The sequence below is a fragment of the Vallitalea pronyensis genome, from assembly GCF_018141445.1.
Lineage (GTDB): Bacteria > Bacillota > Clostridia > Lachnospirales > Vallitaleaceae > Vallitalea > Vallitalea pronyensis.
The window spans coordinates 2,464,153-2,482,488 of record NZ_CP058649.1 but is presented as its reverse complement, the minus strand read 5'-3'; the positions used below and the strand labels follow the sequence as shown (position 1 = coordinate 2,482,488).

Sequence of the window (18,336 nt, the reverse complement as noted above, 5' to 3'; positions counted from 1 at the left end):
TATGTTCATGATTTAACCATCATGACGATTTTACTTTATGAAGCTCTTTTTAACACATAGTAACTTGGTTTTGAAGATATATAAGAACAATCACCAGTTAACCACTCGATAAAGAGATAAGGCTCACCATTAATCTCTTTTATGACGTATGTTGACCGTGCATGATCAAATATAAATCCAGTGATATACCCTTGTGTCCATCTACCATCATTAATACCACCTCTATAAGAACCATTATCCATAAACGTTATTTGGTCAATGAATAGTTTTAAAACTGTTCTATCCTCAGGTGCGTATGTGGTGTAGTCATCTGTAAAATCCACTGGCTCCCACTTGCCAACAAGTTGAGGGTCGTTCACAGCTTCCATGTTGCGATGCATATATAAATGATGCGCATAGTTGGCTATAATCAATACTAAGCTCAAAAGCGTCAAGCCATGAATAATCCAATTGATTACTTTTTCTTTCTTGTTGGTCACATAGCCGTAGGCATTGGCTATACTGAATATAAACCAGATGGAGAGCATGATACAAAAACCTGTATGCACAAGAAGCCGGGTATGATAATGATTGATACTTAGCATCATGTCTGACAAGAACATTTTTAATATAATCAAAAAGCCAATACAGAAAGGTACCAATATATATTTTTTCTTCTGTCTACCCAGTACCAGATATCCCCATACAAACCATACAAAAATCAGGAATAACTTATGTAAATTGACAATTAGCATTAACATATTACCAAAATCAAGCCGAAAGGCATGGAGCAGTGTCAATATACCAATATACAGAATACTATAAGCAATTAATTCTATATATGCAGCAATCATATAAGCCCCTATGATATGTAATTTACTCTTCGGCACTAAAAAGATGTGTTCATCTTTGTCAAAAGATACACCTCTTATCATGAGCACTATGGGTATGGTCATGATGATAATCCAAATATTGAGTGTAGCAACCATATCGGGTACATTGGGAAGTAAAATAAACCGCATTACCAATTGAATAAGCAGTATACTTATGATAATGCCGAGATGAATAACCCCATTCTTTTTCAGTTCATATTTAATTAATCTCCCCATCGAATAGCCTCCTTAAACGCTTGTTTTATGGACTGCCCTTTCTCAGCTCGCAGGTCTTCGCATGCATGGACACCTACGATAGCACCCTTATCCATGAAAATAACTTGTTCAATAAGCATTTCTATATCTGGTATAAGGTGAGTGGATAATAATATAGTAGCCTCTTCATCCACATAACCAAATAGGATATTCATGACTTGTTCTTTAATAAAAACATCAACGCCCCCTAAAGGTTCATCCAGTAAATAATATTTCGCATCTCTTCCTAATGTTAAAGCCAATCTTAGAAGTTGCTGCATACCTTTTGACAATTGATTAACACGCTTGTCCATATGTAATTGCATATGGGTACTTTTAATAATGTCATGAAACTTTTTTTCATTAAAGTCTTGATACATGGTTTTAAAAAAATGCACTGCATCTTTAACCTTCATTCTCTTGGGTAGTGCATTTCTTTCCGTTAACATGGACACGATAGCTTTACTTTCCTTACCTGGTGGATACTGTTCAATATGTACTTCACCTTTATTAAAAGGAATAATGCCTCCTATAATACCCATTAACGTGGTTTTTCCACTACCACTGGAACCTAAAAGCCCTATAATCTTTCCCGATTCAACCTGAAGACTGATATTGTCCAATACCGTTTGCTTATCATAGAATTTGGAAAGATTTTTTACTTCTATCATACATTATACTCCCTTCACATACTCTTTAATAATCTCTAGCATTTCACTTTTGTTTAGACCAATATTCATCATTCTCTTAGCAAAATCATCTACAATGTCATGAGCCATTTCTTTTTTCAGTTGATACAATTTATCCCTATCCTCTGTGATATAAGACCCCATACCTCTTTTGGAGTAAATAATCCCTTCACTCTCTAGTTGTCGATAAGCTCTTTGAACTGTATTGGGATTCACTTTCAATGCTTTTGCCAATTCACGGACTGATGGCATTTTCTCCCCTTCTTTCCACTCTTGTTTGACAATCTTTTCCTTCAGGTAAGTAAGGATCTGTAAATAAACAGGTACATTCGTATCAAATTCCAAAATTTTACCTCCCTTTAAATTTGACTACTGTATTAATACAATAATACACTAGACATTCATTTCTGTCAATAGGTTAATAACTATCCAGAACGTCCAATTTTTCTTTCCATTCTTAAAACCATTTAGGTTGTTCTTTTATATAAGGTCGAATACCATATTTATCTTCATGTATTTTTAATAACTGCTGTATGTTATCTGCATTACCTTTTATACCATCTATCAGCTTAAGGTCTATGCTCTGACTAAAAGGGCAGGCACTGATGCAAATACCACAATCTGTTCCGATACTCCGCCACATGTTATAACATTTTTCTTGTTCCAAATACCATTTCTTGGAATCATCTTCACTGGATATGGCTTTCCCTGGGCAAGTCCTTACACATTTTCCACAAGCTAAACAAAAAGCTTCCAAACCAAAATCTATGGGTTCATCCGTATCAAGAGACAGCTCCGTCGTCACAACGCCAAGGCGTACTCTAGAACCATACTTCTTCGTTATTAACAATGTATTTCTACCAATCTGTCCAAGCCCAGCACTGGCTGCTACATGTGGTGCAATGACCAAGTAGTTAGCGTCCATATGATTCCTTGCATCATAACCTAATTGCCTAATGTAGTAAGCCAGCTGCATACCAATAATACCTACGTCCACATAAGCTTTAGACGTTTCAATCACTTCCGCTACTTGAGGTGATCGATTAATCATTTCTTTATCCATTTCAACAGCAAAAACAATACCATAGGAGTGTGTCACCTTCACTTCATCCCCATAGTTCTCCTCATGCCTTCCACGATGTGAGTAGTAGTGTTCTTCTTTCATCTTAGTAACACCAACGAGGCAAGCACCATAATGCTCGGCTAATCCTTTTAAGACCCTTGTTATACGCTTAGCATCTGTTTCAACCTTGTTAGGATTAACAGGCCCTTCTGCTAAGTGACGAATGCCCCCTAAGAATGCAAAATTAGCATCCGCAATGGGTGATAAAATTTCATCAAAGGTCGCCGTGCCTTCACTGCATAAATGAGGTTTTTCACGTATCCTATCATCTATTTCTTTTTTATTAGGATGTCGTCTATAATAATCTTCATAAGCCTTGGAGCCTTTCTTATAGCTCATTCGGGCAAACATGGTATCCCGTTCATCTATTCTCTTCATGTTAGCTCCTCCTAAGAACTGTTATGGTCTGTTGATATTGTCTTATTATAGCAAATATAATGGGGTACGTCACGTTGGGGTTGGTTAGATGTTTTTAGGAATGTTGTTTGTGCTAGATGTGGAGGGTGCAAGACGTCCGTAGATGATTAGGGAGTAGAAAATAGACTTTCGTTAAATAATGAAAGAAATACTAAGCTCATGACAAGAAAAATGACTAAAACTTAAAACTCGCAAGCTCAAACACTTAAGTTTCTTAACGTCATTTATCTTGCCATTCGCTAAGTATTTCTAATCATTATTTAAAAGGCGCTATTTTCTACTACCTAACCATCTACTGGTGTATTTGTAGGGCTACGGGTATATCACACGATGTGATGAAATTCATTTCTCTCATTAGCAGAAGTATCTTTTTTATTTACATGACTTACTCAATGAGAAACATGCGTATACAAACCAATGACTGTCCGTGTTGTAAAAAACATCCTCCCCCTCGCTAACCACCTAGTAGATGTATCCATGGATAAAAATACGTGATTTTTAAAGCATTAAATAGAAACGCTTAATGAGTGCTAAGATAAATACCGTTAAGAAACTTGAGTGTCTGAACAAAGTGAGTTCTCAAGTTTTAGGTATTTATCTTACCACGAATTTAGCGATTCTTTAATGCTTTAACATGAACGAATTTTTATCCATGGATACATCTACGAAAACCCAGCTAAAACCCCATATACCTTAACAATCTTACCCAATATATCTCTATCAGTAATCCACTAAATCAAAAAAGGACAGCCCAACTCCCATCAAGCTATCCTTTAACTCCTATATTCATCTAATCACTCACATACCCTATGAAACAGACGTCCATATAACATAAATCCAATGAGCCATAATACCAGCTATTAACCCACCAAACGTATGACTAATAATCGCTTTTCCTGTAAGCTTTCGACACTTCAAACTATCCATCATCGCTACATGGGTACTAAGATAACCACTCCAACACATACCCATTGCCGTAAAAATAGCAATTTCATTACCACCTATCAACCCTTCTTTTAACATTTTAGGTACCATACCAATTGCAGCACCTACTGAACCTAAGGATGTGATGGGTACCGCTATGGCTTCGTTGCTACTAAAACCAAATAAAGGGTCTAATATGAAATTAAGCTTATCAGCTAAATATGTAAACAAACCAACACCTTCATATGCACTTCCTGTATAAACACCACTGGCAGAAGGTCCATTGGTGAGCATCATCACAAAGGTACATATAATGAGAACACCAGGGATGATAGAAAGTCCTAGGTCAACACCTGATTTACCACCTTCAAGTAATGATTCAAGTAATCTTGAACCAAGATTACCTTCTCGTACTTCTCGGTACTTTAATAAATTCAATGAACTACCATTGCTCTCAACTGCCATTTCTTCTACACCGTATTCTTTTTTAGTAAAATACAGCATAATGCGTACACTCACAATACTACCGATTATAGCACCAATATTACCTATAAGCGCTGGCCCTATGAAACTTTCACCAATGGGTGATTGCTGGGCAATCATAAATGAGGTGACAACAAGACCCATACCAAAAGCTGTTCCAACATTGGTCAGAGCTGGTAACTGATACTTTTTAAAATATCTCTTAAAACCTTTATCATTAGCTAATGTAATAATCGCTGGGTTATCCGAGAGATAGGTGGTTACAACCCCCAGAACAGCAGCTCCTGGCATCTTATATAATGGTTTCATAAGAAAAGACAAAATGCGATTCAAAATAGATATAATACCAAATTCAGATAAAACAGAGCCAAAAGCACCTGCTAATACTGTAATACCCATAATGAAAAATACCGTATTGATCAAAAGATCATGTGCTGTACTGATGAGCGTATTGAACATGTTCACAAGACCCATCACACCACATAAATAGCTGAAAAAAATACCAATAATAACAATTGCTGCAAGCCCTTCAATGCTAATAACCTTTTTTACATTTGCATTCTTTTCCACATTGTAATCCTCCTAAAAAGTAATCTCAATATCTTCATTATATGGACTAAATGTCTCCCCGTCAAATACTTTTTTTAATAATTTCAACACCAATATTTTTCACCTCTAAAACCTGCATTTCCATCAAGCAAACCCATCATTTTAGCACGCTACCATGATACGATACCACTGTAACCATCAATACTTCAGACATTTCAAGTCTACTATTAGCAAATCCACAATTTTTGTATAATTATACCGTTAAGTCTTTATCTTTTCAGAATAAAAAGGGGATTTTCTTTTTTGTATTTGTCCTCACCTTGCGCACATCGGTGTTTCCTCATAAAAGGCAATACAATTTATAGATTTTTATCCCACGAACCTTGTTTAATCTATCGATAAATTACCCAGACTATAAACAATAGCATAAAAGTGTGGCGCTATATAACTCACCACACTTTCCTATACTAAAATAAAATCTTAAATAAAAGGAAGTGTTAGTATGTCCACCTTACTGTATATCACTGTCAATTCCAAACCTGAGCACTTATCCACCAGCAAGACTGTTGGACGGGTATTTATTGACAAGTACAAAGAATGCCATCCAGATGATACCATTGAAGAATTAGACCTCTACGAAACAGATATACCCCTTATGAATTATAAGTTATTCTCGTCAAGAGCAGCTCTTGTATGTGGTGAAGACTTAGATGCCTTATCAGAAGAAGACCAGCAACTTGTTCACAAAGCTTCTGATTTATGTGACCAATTCATTAAAGCTGACAAATATGTCATTGCCGCCCCTATGTGGAGTGTGTTTTTTCCATCCATGCTCAAGCAATACTTAGATTGCATCATTCTAGATGGTAAGGTCATTAATATTGATCCTGCTCATGACAAAGTGGAAGGTTTATTGGATAATAAAAAAAGAAAGATGCTCTACATTCAATCATCTGGCGCCAATGTTCCTATCGTCTTAGCTACCAAGATGAACCATGGCGTCCATTATTTAAAAGATATTTTTAAGTTTCTGGGTGTAAGAAAATTTGATAGACTCCTTGTAGAAGGTGTAAACGACCATAAAATTGGAAAAGAAGAAGCCATTAAGCGGGCTATCGTAGATATGGGTGATATTTTACCTTACTTCTAAGGTGCATAACCATTGCATCTTAGAAGAGAACAAAGGGACTACGTGGCGGCTTGCGAAGCAAGTTATTTCGTTTAGAAAGTATAATTCATTACGTATACGGTAGGATACCCTACATGCCTATACCATAACAAAAGAGCATAGCTCCCTAGACATCCATATCTAGCGGATCTATGCTTATTATATCTAATGGAATATAACCATAAGTCTTAAAGGAAATACAATCCTTATCATTAAAAACAATACCTTCCTTTTGTAACATCCTCTTCTGCTCATCATAACTCTTACCTGTCATGGATATCTTGCCTTTTGAATTAACGACACGATGCCAAGGCAGTTCATGTTTTTTAGACATGCTATGTAAAATATAAGATACCCGCCTTGCATAGCGAGGGTTCCCTGCCCATTTAGCAACATCACCATAAGACATAACCTTTCCACTGGGTATTGCTTTTATAATGTTGATAGCATATTGTGTAAATTTTTGCATAATAAACCTCTTTCTTACTTTAGAATATGTATAAATCCATCTCTTTTTTAACTGGATAATGTTGACCAAACTCAGTGAGATACGTATCTATATTATACACATTTTCTATATGAAAGGAAACGGTTAATATATGACACTATTTGGTATGCCGCTTTTAATAACTTTGCCATCACTTAATAGAATCACTTTATCGGCAATCGCTAATGCATCTTCTCTATCATGGGTAACAAATATGGAAGTTAAGTTTGTCTTCTTAAATATTGCTTTCAATTGATTACGTATTCCCTCTTTTAAGCCAGCATCAAGATTACTAAAAGGTTCATCAAGCAGTAATAGATTAGGCATGGGTGCCAACGCTCTTGCAAGTGCTACACGCTGTTGTTGACCCCCACTTAACTCATGAGGATACCTTTTCCCATAATGATCTAGACCAACTAACCCTAGAACTGTATTCACCTTATATGTTTTTTCCTTTCTTGACATTTTACCAAGTCCAAATTGCACATTTTTTTCCACAGTCATATGCGGAAACAGGGCATAATCTTGGAATACCATGCCAACCTCCCTTTTTTCTGGTGGTATGAAAGTTCGCTCATTAACTATTACCCTATTATTTATTGTAATGGACCCTTTATAAGGCATTTCAAGACCTGCAATAAGCCTTAAAATAGTACTTTTACCACTACCGCTATCACCAAGTATGGCTATAATATCCCCTTGCTCCATGGTTATACTGACACCTTTCAAAACATCTTCTTTTGCATTTCTATACTTAAAAAATATAGCCTTCATTACAATACTCATCATGAAACCTCCTTAGTGGATACCTTATTTAATATCAGCATAGCCAGCATACCTATACCAATAATAATCAGTGATGGTATAGCTGCTTCATGAATCATTTCATCATTGGCATATTCATATGTTTTAGTAGCTAAGGTATTAAAATTAAAGGGACGTAACAACAGCGTTAAGGGAAGTTCTTTTAACACATCAACAAAAATAAGAATAAAACCACTGATAATTGCTGGTTGTATCATTTTCATATCCACCTTAAAAAATGTAGTTGTCATACGCTTTCCTAAAACCCTGGATGCTTCATGAAATGTCTTGCCAATTTTATCAAAGCCTGATTCAATTGGATTAAATCCAATAGCTAGAAAACGTATAATATAAGCAAAGATTAACATAACAATGCTCGTAGTTAAAATGAGCTTAGATGTTGTCGGGTTAAACCATGTATACACACCATATAGCGTACGGTCAAGTCCAATGAAAAAAATCATAACACCAATGGCAATAACAGCACCAGGTATCGAATAACCAAGAACTGTTATACGCCCATAGATTTTCGAAAGAAGTCCTTTTGAAATCCGACTGTAATTAGCTATGATGGTAGCTATAACTATAATTATACTGGCTGTGACAAAGGCAACTAAAAATGAAGTAGAACTTAACTTTAGAACTTGTATATTGACATTGTTTTTATAGGAAATAGCCATCCAATAGATAAGTTGTAATAGGGGTATGAAAAAACCCAAGGTAAATATGAGAATACAAACAACCATAGCTAGATGCTTTTTCCAGCCATTTAATTTTAATGGTTGCAAAGGTTGTATTTTCGAGGTAGTATAACTGTATCTTTTCCGTCCTCTTAATAATTTCTCAACATATAGTAAAACAAATATAATCAACATCAGTATTGCGGATAACTTGACAACAGTGTCCAAATCACCCATGCCAAACCAAGTTTTGAAAATAGCAATGCTGAATGTAGGTATACCATAGTAGTTCGCAACGCCGTAATCGTTAAGCACTTCCAATACAACGAGACTCGTACCACCTATAATGGCACCTCTACATATAGGGAGTATCACCTTTATAAAAATGACAAAGTGACTTTTACCTAATAGCCTTGATGTTTCTATAAGGGAGGCTGACTGCTTTTCTAAAAATGATTTTGTTATGATAAATACATATGGATACAAAAAAATCGTGAAAATAAAAATAGCTCCATTTATGGACATCATATTAAAATAGACTTGATTCACCTGTAAGCCTAATTGATTTCTGAGAAACCGTTGAACAAGTCCTGTATAATTCAATAACCCATGATAAGTATAAGCACCAATATACGTGGGAATTGTAAGGGGTAAGACTAGTGCCCACCTAAAAAACCTTTTCATAGGAAAGTCAAACATGGTAACAACCCAAGCCAAAGAAACACCTATGGCAATACTTAATAATCCTGCTCCCATCATGAGTATGGTCGTATTCGACAGATAGTTTTTCAATAAATATTTTTGAATATGTCTAAAATGATCATTAGGTGCATTAAAAATATTAATAAAAATACTCATATTAGGAATGATGATAAGGCAGACAAAACACGTGCTCAATAACCACCATATATTTATATTTGCTTTAAGATTTCTCAATCGGGTCATATTAGCTCTCCTTATAAATATAAGAGCTACCTCATCTAAATACCTAGAATACTAACGTTAACAATACATGTCTTTTAGCATATCGGATAAGATAGCTCCTATTACGATGATTAGATCATAAAATGAATTATTGCCAGTCTACTTCATTGAATAGCCGAGTGGCTTTACTATTGTATTCACCTAATAGGGACAAGTCAATATCTTGAGCCTTAAAATCTCCCCAAGACTTTAATAATGCTGATGGCTCTACATTCACATTAACAGGATACTCATAATTGGCATTAGCATATTGCTCTTGCGCTAACTCACCTGTTAGAAACTTCATAAGCTTAATAGCATTTTCGCTATGTTTACTATGTTTTGTAAGTCCCATACCACTCACATTAATATGGGTACCTTGACCATCTTGGTCAGGAAAAAAAATACCCACTTGCTCTGCCACATTTACTTCTTCCACATCTGAAGAGTTCAACATTTTACCAATGTAATAGGTGTTCATAATAGCCAAATCACCTTCACCAGCTACAACGGCTGTGGCTTGAGCCCTATCATTACCTTGCGGTTTTCTTGCCATATTACCTACAATACCTTTTGCCCACTCTTTAGCTTTCTCTTCTCCTCCAATAGCAATGAAAGAAGCAAGTAAGGATTGATTATAGATGTTGGTAGAAGATCTGACAAGTATCCTATTCTCCCATTTTTCTTGAGTTAAATCAGCATATGTAGACAATTCAGTTGGATCTATGCGGTCTTTTGCATATACAATAACCCTTGCTCTAACCGTTAGTGCAAACCACTGGTTATCATTATCTCTAAGATTTACTGGTACATTTTTTAACAATGCATCATTCTCAACAGTTTGTAACAAACCTTTTGTCTTAGCTCTGTGTAGACGCCCAGCATCTGCTGTAATGAGTAAGTCAGCATGCGTGTCTGCATCTTCCATAACTAAACGCTCTATAAGTTCGTCAGATTTTCCTTTTACAATATTGACCTGAATACCTGTTTCTTCTGTGAACTTATTATATAATGCCTCATCTGTATCATAATGACGGTCCGTATAGAGATTAACAACTTGTTCTTTTATTGTTTTCTCTTGCTCTTTATCGGACTCTTTTTCATCATCATTTTGGGTTTCATCTATAGCTGTATCATCCGTTATCACTTTATCTTGACCAGTAGATTTATCTTCTGTATTTATTTTACAACCAGTTACTAACATAATAAGTCCTAATAATACGCTCACCATCTTAATCATTGAGTTCGTTTTCATGTCATTCTCCTTTTGAAAGTCATTTTTTGTTGATATTGATAATTACTTTCATTAGTTTATTGGATATTCTTTGGCTTGTCAAGATACTTTTCTTCCCTACTATAACTTAGTTCAATTTATTCGTTAATTTATTAACAAAATTATTGACTTTTTTATTATTTTTGTTAATATATAATATGAGTGTTCATGAAGCGTTAATTGGCTATAGCTATATAATTTGTGGCTTACCAAGATAAAATCTACTAAATAAATACATATAAGGAGTGGTTAATTTGTTAACAATTCATGTGTGCATAGGTAGTGCATGTCATCTAAAAGGGTCCTATTCTGTCATCACCCTGCTTCAAGATTTAGTAAAATCTCACAAACTTGATGATCAAATTGAGATCAAAGGCGCTTTTTGCCTTGGTCGTTGTACAGAAGCTGTATCGGTTCAATTGGCCGACACCATACATTCCGTCAATCCAGATAATGCAGAAGCTTTCTTTCACCAGCATGTATTAGCTGGGTTAACCCCATAGAAGGAGGTCGGACCATGAGGATAATGGATTTTTCACCTGCTAACTGTAGAAATTGTTATAAATGTGTGCGCAATTGTCATGTAAAAGCTATTCGTATTGTTGACGATCAGGCTAAGATTATGGAAGATTCTTGTATTGGCTGTGGTAAATGTTTTGTGGTCTGTCCACAAAATGCCCGAAATATTAAAAGTGATTTATCACGGATTAAAGAAGCCATAAAGTCAGGAAAAAAGATGATTGTATCAATGGCACCATCTTATAATGGTATCTATAAAACACCTGGTAAATTAATAACAGCTTTACATAAATTAGGCTTTCATAAGGTTGAGGAAACAGCTGTTGGGGCAGAGATTGTGAGCGATCTCTATAAGGACTATATGAATCAACATAGCCATATGAAACATATGATTACCTCATGTTGTCCATCTGTTAACCTGATGATACAACGATACTACCCTGAATTATTACCATACCTCTTACCTATTGCTTCACCTATGATAGCCCATAGCGCAGTATTAAAAGAAAAATATGGTAACGCCTCTTTCGTCACATTTCTGGGTCCTTGTATATCCAAAAAATGTGAAGCTTTTGGCTATCAGGAAACAGGTGATATGGATGCTGTCTTAACCTTTGAGGAGTTAGACCATTGGTTAGAAGAAGAACACATTCATCTAAATGCATTGGAAGAGACACCGGTCAATACAGTTGCATCAGTCTATGGGCAGAGATATCCTCTAGAAGGAGGCATCATAAAAGGTATTGCAGAGAACATCCATGCAAGTGGTTTTCGTTCAATGAGTGTCACAGGTATTGAAGACTGCAAAACCCTTTTTGAAACCCTTAGCAAGAATCAAGTAAGGGGTTTATTTATTGAAGCAAACATATGTGATGATGGTTGTGTCGGTGGTCCTGCTGTTAGCAAAAACGCCGATAATGTACTGTTACGTAAGCTGCAAATAGATGATCATTTGGATCAAGTAACCGTTGAAAAATCTAAAACCACCATGTCCAATCCTCTGTTGCATAATCGATCATTCACGAATAAACACGTCAAAAAACAGCAAGCATCTCAAAAAGAGATTCTAGCCATTCTAAAATCCATGGGAAAAGTGGATAAGCAAGATGAGCTTAACTGTGGTGCTTGTGGCTATAACACGTGTATTGAAAAAGCGCAAGCGGTTTATGAAGGCATGTCCCAGCCTGAGATGTGTATTCCTTATATGCGCAGTAAAGCAGAGAAACTATCTCACATTATTTTTGAGAATACACCCAATATCATCTTCTTACTGGATGATCACCTGAACATTGTCGATGCTAATCCAGCATGTGAAAAAGCATTTTTGTTGCATGCATCTACTTCAAAGGGTAAAGCGCTGTCGACTTTTATTGACGATCAATCCTACAGACATGTATTAGAAACCAAACGAAACAGCTACAATAAAAAAGTGATTTATAAAAATTATAATCTCATTACCAACGAAACCATTCTGTTTTTGCCCAAGCAAAATATGATCATGGCCATTCTATACGATATGACCAGTTTAGAAAAGAAAAATGAAGAATTAATCAGCCTTAAGAAAAATACCTTGGAAATAGCGGATAAAGTTATTGAAAAGCAAATGCGCGTTGCTCAAGAAATAGCCAGCCTTCTAGGTGAAACAACGGCAGAAACCAAAATTACCCTTATGAAATTACAGCAAATTGTGTTAGGCGAAGAAGGTGTTGTTAAGTGAAGCATTTTATTGATATTTTTCATCATAGCATCAACAAGTTTGGTGAACAATTATGTGGCGATAAAGTAGAGGTTATACGTACAAATGATAGTGTGATTGCTGTACTGTCAGATGGTCTGGGAAGTGGTGTAAAAGCCAATATCTTAGCAACGCTTACAGCCAAAATAGCTGCAACCATGCTTAAGGAAGGTGCTAGTATTAAAGATACGGTGGATACGATTGTCAATACACTTCCTGAGTGTAGCGTACGTAAGTTAGCCTACTCCACTTTTACCATGATTAAAATTGATCAAACAGGAAAAGTGTATATTGCTGAATATGATAATCCACCTATTTTAATCTACCGAAACGGAAGAGACTTACCCCTTAATAAACAAAAGATTGATATTAATGGAAAAACCATATTAGAAAGTCACTTCAAGTTAAAGGTTGGGGATAATATTTCTGTTATAAGTGATGGTGCCGTCCACGCTGGTGTTGGTGCCCTATTAAATCTAGGTTGGCAATGGGATAATATCAACGATTATCTACGTGATTTATCGAAAGTAGAGAAAACATCCCGCAGCGTAAGTGGGCATTTCATCGGTGTTTGTAATAATCTATACGATGACCACCCTGGTGATGATACCACCATCATGAACATCAAAGTGCGTCATATTGAAACCATTGATTTGTTTACTGGACCGCCTGAAGATCGGGATATGGATTCATGGATTATTCGCAAGCTGATCAAGAATGAGGGTAAGAAAATCATCTGTGGTGGTACAACAGCCAATATCGCTTCCCGTGAGCTTGAACGTGATATCTATGTGGATATTGATACCATGTCTAAAGAAGTACCACCTATGGCTTATATGGATGGCATTGATTTAGTAACGGAAGGTGTCCTTACCCTAAAACAAACCCTTGAATTTATTAAGACATATGCTCAAGATGATTTTGTGGCTAATACCAATTATCTCCTCACCAACAATGGTGCCAGTAGACTCGCTAATATGCTGATTAATGAATGTACACATATACATTTTTGGGTTGGAAAAGCTGTTAACCCAGCCCACCAAAACCCAAATTTCCCAACCAGTCTGAACATTAAATTGCAAATCGTAGGTGACTTGGTTCTTGAATTAGAAAATATAGGAAAACAAGTAACCGTTACGTATATATAAATTGTGCATACATATTTTACAATAGATATCGGTATGTATGACTCATTGTAACGTCATCAAAGGAGGATTCATATGCGAAAATTTGAAAACAACGTTCAGTTTTTAAAATATAAAGTTCTAAGAGAAGTTGCCGCTTCGACTTTGAATGGGACCCTTGAAAAAGACATACTGAACATTGGCAGTCACATTATACCCGGTCCAAAAGCTGAAACACGTTGTTGTATTTATAAAGAAAGAGCCATTATTACAGAAAGAATTAAACTGGCTTTAGGAGGCAACCCAAATCATTCAAATATCATTCAAGTGATTGATATTGCTTGTGACGAATGTCCCGTGCAGAAGTATTCCGTTACTGAAGCCTGTCGAGGCTGTCTAGCTCATAAATGTATGGATGTTTGTCCATTTGGCGCCATTGATTTTTCTGGACATAAAGCTCATATTGATATTAACACATGTAAAGAATGTGGAAAATGTACCCATGTCTGTCCCTATAATGCCATCATCGAAATTCAGCGGCCATGTGTGAAGGCATGCGGTGCGGACGCTATTTCCATTGACCCTGAGACAAAAAAAGCATCGATTAATGAGGATGATTGCATTCAATGTGGTGCTTGTGTCTATCAATGCCCCTTTGGTGCTATTATGGATAAATCTTCCATTGTTGATGTCATCAAGCTCATTAAGAACAGCGAAGAAAATAGCAAATACAAAGTCTATGCCATGATTGCCCCTGCTATATCCAGTCAGTTTTCCTACGCAAAAATTGAGCAGGTCATGACAGGTATTAAAAAGCTAGGATTTCATCATGTGGTTGAAGTTGCCTTAGGTGCTGATATTATTGCCTATTACGAAGCTCAACAAGTAGCCCACGAGCTTGCTGAAAAAGAATGGATGACCACTTCCTGCTGCCCTGCATTTGTGACATACATAAAAAAACATTTTCCACATTTAGCGAACCACATCTCTACAGCTGTTTCACCCATGATGGCTACTTCTAAGCTTATTAAGCATATAGAACCCTCTGCCAAAACAGTATTCATTGGGCCTTGCACAGCTAAAAAAGCAGAGATGAATGAACCGGATCTTGTAGGTGAAGTGGATTATGTTCTCACTTTTGAAGAGTTACAAGCCCTCTTAGATGCTCATGATATACAAGTAGAAGATTGTCAAGAAGGGGTCCTTGATAACGCCTCTTACTTTGGAAGAATCTTTGCACGTTCAGGTGGTGTGACAGACGCCATTCAGCATGTGGTAACTGCCAATCAACTGGATGTGGACCTACAACCCGCCGTATGTGATGGACTTGATGCATGTACCAAAGCATTAAAAATGGCTGCATTTAATCGATTAAAGGGAAACTTTATAGAAGGTATGGCTTGCAAAGGTGGTTGTATCTGTGGTCCAACGTCATTATCCCATGGTCCAAAAGATAAGAATGAAGTGGATAAATACGGTAAGCTTGCCATAGAAACCACTGTTAATGATGCTATCCGCATTCTAAATATCGATGCATTGGATTTGGACCGGACATGGAATACATGATAGAACTTTCTTATAAGATAAATAAAGGGGATGTCTTTTTATCAGGCAGCCCCTTGTTTCATTATTTTATACCCATTAACCAACGATTTCCTTCCATGGGGTTTCCCATGATTTAGAAACCTTTTTATTGGGTTCAAAATTTTTGGTCCACCACTTAGCTTCATATAGCTTACCATTATACATCACCCGATCGCCTGCAACATAAATATCTGTGGGACGCCATGTGTTATATTCTCTATCTGGGCTAACTGGTGTTGGTGGTGTTACACCATTAGACGGTTCAGTAGGTGCTCCAAGGATTAATTTCCATGGTGTTTCCCATGGGTTGCTTACGGATTTATCTGGTCGATCCCCCTGGGTCCACCATTTTGCTTGATACGTTTTCCCTCTGTACAGTACCCTGTCACCCCCAACATAAGCCACCCTAGGACTCCACTGTTCCACTTCTTCACCATGTAAACGAGTATTAGCTTGTTGCGGCCTTGTCTCTCTATAGGATTTTGAATAAACGCTTTGTCTGGGGTCATGATAAGGGTCTGGCTGTGGCCTTGGTTCAGGATAGGGTCGATATGGATTCAACATATATTATCCCTCTACTTTTTGATATATTATATGCTTACAGAATGAATAAGTGATAACCCCCTATTCGTATGTACCCATAAGCTCTTTACCATTATCAAAATAATGATTACTTTTAATGATATTATCTTGTCCTACATCGCGAATACCCACTGTGCAGCTGTTGATCAAATTATGCTCGATAACGTTACCATCAGCTACTAAGGTGAGCCCTGCATCTTCACAATGACCAATAATATTTTTTTCTAAGGTATTTTGTCCTTTCATGATGACAATACCGTTCAAGCCGCCTGTTATGGCATTCTCGCGCAATGTGTTGTGTTCACTTCCTATTTGTATACCCACCAGATTACAGTTTGCTAATACATTTTTCTCCAGGTTAAGGTAGGTGCCCATCATATAAATACCCGTAAAAGCCGTTATGTTATTGCATCGCATCATAATATGTTTTGACATGGGATGACCAATCCATATGCCGTATCGCCAATTTTGCCAACTATAATCATCCATACATTTAATAAAATTATCTTCAATCATGGTGTTGGTAAGTGGTCTATAATTATTGACAATGGCTATATCTTTCCCTTGTTTTAACTGATTCCCTCTAATAACATGCCCATTGCCACTCAAAAATATCTCAGCCTCTGATAAAGCATTACCAATCAACTTACAGTTACTGCCTGTTATGACTATTTTGTTACGCATGCATTGGCAACCATTGATGGTTACATGATGTCCAGATACTTTGAAGGCTGTACCTTTATCCCAATCTTTCACCATAAGATTTCTAAGGGTTACATGGTCACTTAACACGTCAAAAAGCACACGTCCTCCTGTGAAACTTTTCCCTACAATGACGTCCTCTCCTTTCCCTTGTATGGTAATGAGAGGTTTATTAATAACAACTGTCCTATCCTCATTATAGGTTCCTGGCAATAGGGTAACTGTATCCCCTTGTTCACATGCTGCTACAGCATCATTAACTGTTGGAAAATCTATGGGTACAATGCGTTCACTCATGGTTATTCACTCCCTCCTTCCTGCATATCCTCATGTGGAATGATTACATCTTGTTCATTGTTATAGAATGCATTGTTTTCAAGTACATTCTCATGACCTTCATTGTGTATAGCTTGGGTATTGCCCGTTAATAAATTGGAGGCAATCCTATTATGATCGGATGCTATTTTTATACCACTTTCTACGGATTTACTAATGACATTTTTTATAATGTGATTCATACCCTTTTGTACATCAATACCTACCTTATCAGCTTTCATGATGACATTATGGTTAACTTGATTGTGGCTACCTGCTAACATACATCCTATTTTATTCTCTGCAAACCTATTTTGATGGATTATATTATGTGGACCAGCAAGTATAACACCCGTATAGCTATATAGATTATTGGCTTTTATATCATTATGACTGGACCTAGGATCCATAATAGCAATATCGCAATTTTTCTTATATTCCCAATCATGTTGGTTCAGACATTTAATACTATTGTGTGCTATTCGTGTCTGATTTAATGGGTAATGACTGTAAATACCATAATCATAGTGGAACATACATAGATTATGATTAATCTTATGATCTTTCCCTTCAAGACAGATACCTGTCCCTTTTATAATCTTAAAACCACTTGAACGAATGGTGTTATTTAAATAAATGCTATTATGTTGAATGATGCTTTCATGACCTGTTATCAACATACCACAGCCACCATTATGACAAATATAGCAGTGCTCTATGATCGCTTTATCGCCTTCAATTAGGATACCTGTATCATCAAACCCTTTCAGTTCAAGGTTTTTGAGTGTCACCTGATTGCCTGTGATGCGTATACCAATAGCTCTTATACCAACCAATGTACTTATTGTTTTACCGGCTAAGGTAATATGATCTTTACAAATCACAATGTCTTTTTCTGTATCAAAATAACGATCTGTTATCAGAATATGATCACCAGGTTGACACGTATCAAGAGCTTCTCCAATGCTAAGGCCTGCTCTTGATACATAATACGTACTCAATATATTTCACTCCTTATATGCGTGTTACTACATTATATGATGGGAATATCGTTAAGTGACAAGCTATAAGGAATAACCCTATATCGCCTATTTTATTATAGTAGAAGC

17 protein-coding genes are annotated in these 18,336 nt (G+C 36.4%); 5 read left to right on the top strand and 12 right to left on the bottom strand.

Features of this window, described 5'->3' with window-relative positions; translation table 11 throughout:
• Window positions 1-35 precede the first annotated feature (35 nt).
• The 5 genes from HZI73_RS10225 to HZI73_RS10205 form a co-directional block, all read right to left on the bottom strand.
• Entirely contained in the window at window positions 36-1,088 is a 1,053-nt protein-coding gene (locus HZI73_RS10225) for a hypothetical protein (RefSeq protein ID WP_212698142.1), read from the bottom strand.
• Window positions 1,076-1,777, bottom strand: a complete 702-nt coding sequence (locus HZI73_RS10220; protein ID WP_212698141.1) for an ABC transporter ATP-binding protein — start codon at window positions 1,775-1,777, stop codon at window positions 1,076-1,078. The genes HZI73_RS10225 and HZI73_RS10220 overlap by 13 nt, the downstream gene beginning before the upstream one ends.
• Before the next feature lie 3 nt (window positions 1,778-1,780).
• A complete protein-coding gene (locus tag HZI73_RS10215; RefSeq protein WP_212698140.1) occupies window positions 1,781-2,140 on the bottom strand; it encodes a GntR family transcriptional regulator in 360 nt (119 codons plus the stop codon).
• Window positions 2,141-2,252: 112 nt separating this feature from the next.
• Window positions 2,253-3,296 carry a 4Fe-4S dicluster domain-containing protein gene (locus HZI73_RS10210; protein ID WP_212698139.1) on the bottom strand — a complete coding sequence of 348 codons (1,044 nt, stop codon included), beginning with the start codon at window positions 3,294-3,296 and terminating at the stop codon, window positions 2,253-2,255.
• A gap of 846 nt (window positions 3,297-4,142) precedes the next feature.
• Window positions 4,143-5,312 carry a CD0519/CD1768 family membrane protein gene (locus HZI73_RS10205; protein ID WP_212698138.1) on the bottom strand — a complete coding sequence of 390 codons (1,170 nt, stop codon included), beginning with the start codon at window positions 5,310-5,312 and terminating at the stop codon, window positions 4,143-4,145.
• A gap of 481 nt (window positions 5,313-5,793) precedes the next feature.
• Here HZI73_RS10205 and HZI73_RS10200 point away from each other — a divergent pair, with 481 nt between their 5' ends.
• Window positions 5,794-6,441, top strand: coding sequence for an FMN-dependent NADH-azoreductase (locus tag HZI73_RS10200; protein ID WP_212698137.1), 648 nt, complete (start codon window positions 5,794-5,796; stop codon window positions 6,439-6,441).
• 145 nt (window positions 6,442-6,586) lie between these two features.
• Here HZI73_RS10200 and HZI73_RS10195 read toward each other — a convergent pair whose 3' ends face one another.
• From HZI73_RS10195 to HZI73_RS10180, 4 genes are all read right to left on the bottom strand, one after another.
• Window positions 6,587-6,928: an MGMT family protein gene (locus HZI73_RS10195; protein WP_212698136.1), complete on the bottom strand. Its 342-nt coding sequence runs from the start codon at window positions 6,926-6,928 to the stop codon at window positions 6,587-6,589.
• A gap of 123 nt (window positions 6,929-7,051) precedes the next feature.
• The gene (locus HZI73_RS10190) at window positions 7,052-7,735 is read right to left on the bottom strand and encodes an ABC transporter ATP-binding protein (protein ID WP_330619723.1); all 684 of its coding nucleotides are present in this window, start codon (window positions 7,733-7,735) and stop codon (window positions 7,052-7,054) included.
• Window positions 7,732-9,375 (bottom strand): ABC transporter permease, encoded by a 1,644-nt coding sequence (locus HZI73_RS10185; protein WP_212698135.1) that lies wholly within the window; start codon window positions 9,373-9,375, stop codon window positions 7,732-7,734. Before HZI73_RS10185 ends, HZI73_RS10190 begins: the two co-directional genes overlap by 4 nt.
• A gap of 127 nt (window positions 9,376-9,502) precedes the next feature.
• Window positions 9,503-10,648 (bottom strand): Fe(3+) ABC transporter substrate-binding protein, encoded by a 1,146-nt coding sequence (locus tag HZI73_RS10180; RefSeq protein WP_246552446.1) that lies wholly within the window; start codon window positions 10,646-10,648, stop codon window positions 9,503-9,505.
• Between the two features lie 272 nt (window positions 10,649-10,920).
• Here HZI73_RS10180 and HZI73_RS10175 point away from each other — a divergent pair, with 272 nt between their 5' ends.
• The 4 genes from HZI73_RS10175 (at window position 10,921) to HZI73_RS10160 (ending at window position 15,610) form a co-directional block, all read left to right on the top strand.
• Window positions 10,921-11,169 carry a (2Fe-2S) ferredoxin domain-containing protein gene (locus HZI73_RS10175; RefSeq protein WP_212698134.1) on the top strand — a complete coding sequence of 83 codons (249 nt, stop codon included), beginning with the start codon at window positions 10,921-10,923 and terminating at the stop codon, window positions 11,167-11,169.
• Between the two features lie 14 nt (window positions 11,170-11,183).
• Complete coding sequence (locus HZI73_RS10170) at window positions 11,184-12,902, top strand: [Fe-Fe] hydrogenase large subunit C-terminal domain-containing protein (protein WP_212698133.1); 1,719 nt, start codon at window positions 11,184-11,186, stop codon at window positions 12,900-12,902.
• A complete protein-coding gene (locus tag HZI73_RS10165) occupies window positions 12,899-14,068 on the top strand; it encodes a SpoIIE family protein phosphatase (RefSeq protein ID WP_212698132.1) in 1,170 nt (389 codons plus the stop codon). The genes HZI73_RS10170 and HZI73_RS10165 overlap by 4 nt, the downstream gene beginning before the upstream one ends.
• Window positions 14,069-14,140: 72 nt before the next feature.
• Window positions 14,141-15,610, top strand: a complete 1,470-nt coding sequence (locus tag HZI73_RS10160) for a 4Fe-4S dicluster domain-containing protein (protein WP_212698131.1) — start codon at window positions 14,141-14,143, stop codon at window positions 15,608-15,610.
• A 75-nt stretch (window positions 15,611-15,685) separates the two neighbouring features.
• Here HZI73_RS10160 and HZI73_RS10155 read toward each other — a convergent pair whose 3' ends face one another.
• Genes HZI73_RS10155 through HZI73_RS10145 form a run of 3 tightly spaced genes read right to left on the bottom strand, consistent with a single transcriptional unit; the run spans window position 15,686 to window position 18,228 of the window.
• On the bottom strand, window positions 15,686-16,192 hold the full coding sequence (locus HZI73_RS10155; RefSeq protein WP_212698130.1) for a carbohydrate-binding protein: 507 nt from the start codon (window positions 16,190-16,192) through the stop codon (window positions 15,686-15,688).
• Window positions 16,193-16,252: 60 nt separating this feature from the next.
• On the bottom strand, window positions 16,253-17,209 hold the full coding sequence (locus tag HZI73_RS10150) for a right-handed parallel beta-helix repeat-containing protein (RefSeq protein ID WP_212698129.1): 957 nt from the start codon (window positions 17,207-17,209) through the stop codon (window positions 16,253-16,255).
• A gap of 2 nt (window positions 17,210-17,211) precedes the next feature.
• On the bottom strand, window positions 17,212-18,228 hold the full coding sequence (locus HZI73_RS10145; protein WP_212698128.1) for a NosD domain-containing protein: 1,017 nt from the start codon (window positions 18,226-18,228) through the stop codon (window positions 17,212-17,214).
• Window positions 18,229-18,336: the final 108 nt, after the last annotated feature.

Bases quoted from the DNA above. Each gene is read 5' to 3' on its own strand.
- HZI73_RS10220 (WP_212698141.1), bottom strand. From the start codon at position 1,777: ATGATAGAAGTAAAAAATCTTTCCAAATTCTATGATAAGCAAACGGTA.
- HZI73_RS10180 (WP_246552446.1), bottom strand. From the start codon at position 10,648: ATGAAAACGAACTCAATGATTAAGATGGTGAGCGTATTATTAGGACTT.
- HZI73_RS10225 (WP_212698142.1), bottom strand. From the start codon at position 1,088: ATGGGGAGATTAATTAAATATGAACTGAAAAAGAATGGGGTTATTCAT.
- HZI73_RS10200 (WP_212698137.1), top strand. From the start codon at position 5,794: ATGTCCACCTTACTGTATATCACTGTCAATTCCAAACCTGAGCACTTA.
- HZI73_RS10185 (WP_212698135.1), bottom strand. From the start codon at position 9,375: ATGACCCGATTGAGAAATCTTAAAGCAAATATAAATATATGGTGGTTA.
- HZI73_RS10150 (WP_212698129.1), bottom strand. From the start codon at position 17,209: ATGAGTGAACGCATTGTACCCATAGATTTTCCAACAGTTAATGATGCT.
- HZI73_RS10160 (WP_212698131.1), top strand. From the start codon at position 14,141: ATGCGAAAATTTGAAAACAACGTTCAGTTTTTAAAATATAAAGTTCTA.
- HZI73_RS10155 (WP_212698130.1), bottom strand. From the start codon at position 16,192: ATGTTGAATCCATATCGACCCTATCCTGAACCAAGGCCACAGCCAGAC.
- HZI73_RS10190 (WP_330619723.1), bottom strand. From the start codon at position 7,735: ATGATGAGTATTGTAATGAAGGCTATATTTTTTAAGTATAGAAATGCA.
- HZI73_RS10210 (WP_212698139.1), bottom strand. From the start codon at position 3,296: ATGAAGAGAATAGATGAACGGGATACCATGTTTGCCCGAATGAGCTAT.
- HZI73_RS10170 (WP_212698133.1), top strand. From the start codon at position 11,184: ATGAGGATAATGGATTTTTCACCTGCTAACTGTAGAAATTGTTATAAA.
- HZI73_RS10195 (WP_212698136.1), bottom strand. From the start codon at position 6,928: ATGCAAAAATTTACACAATATGCTATCAACATTATAAAAGCAATACCC.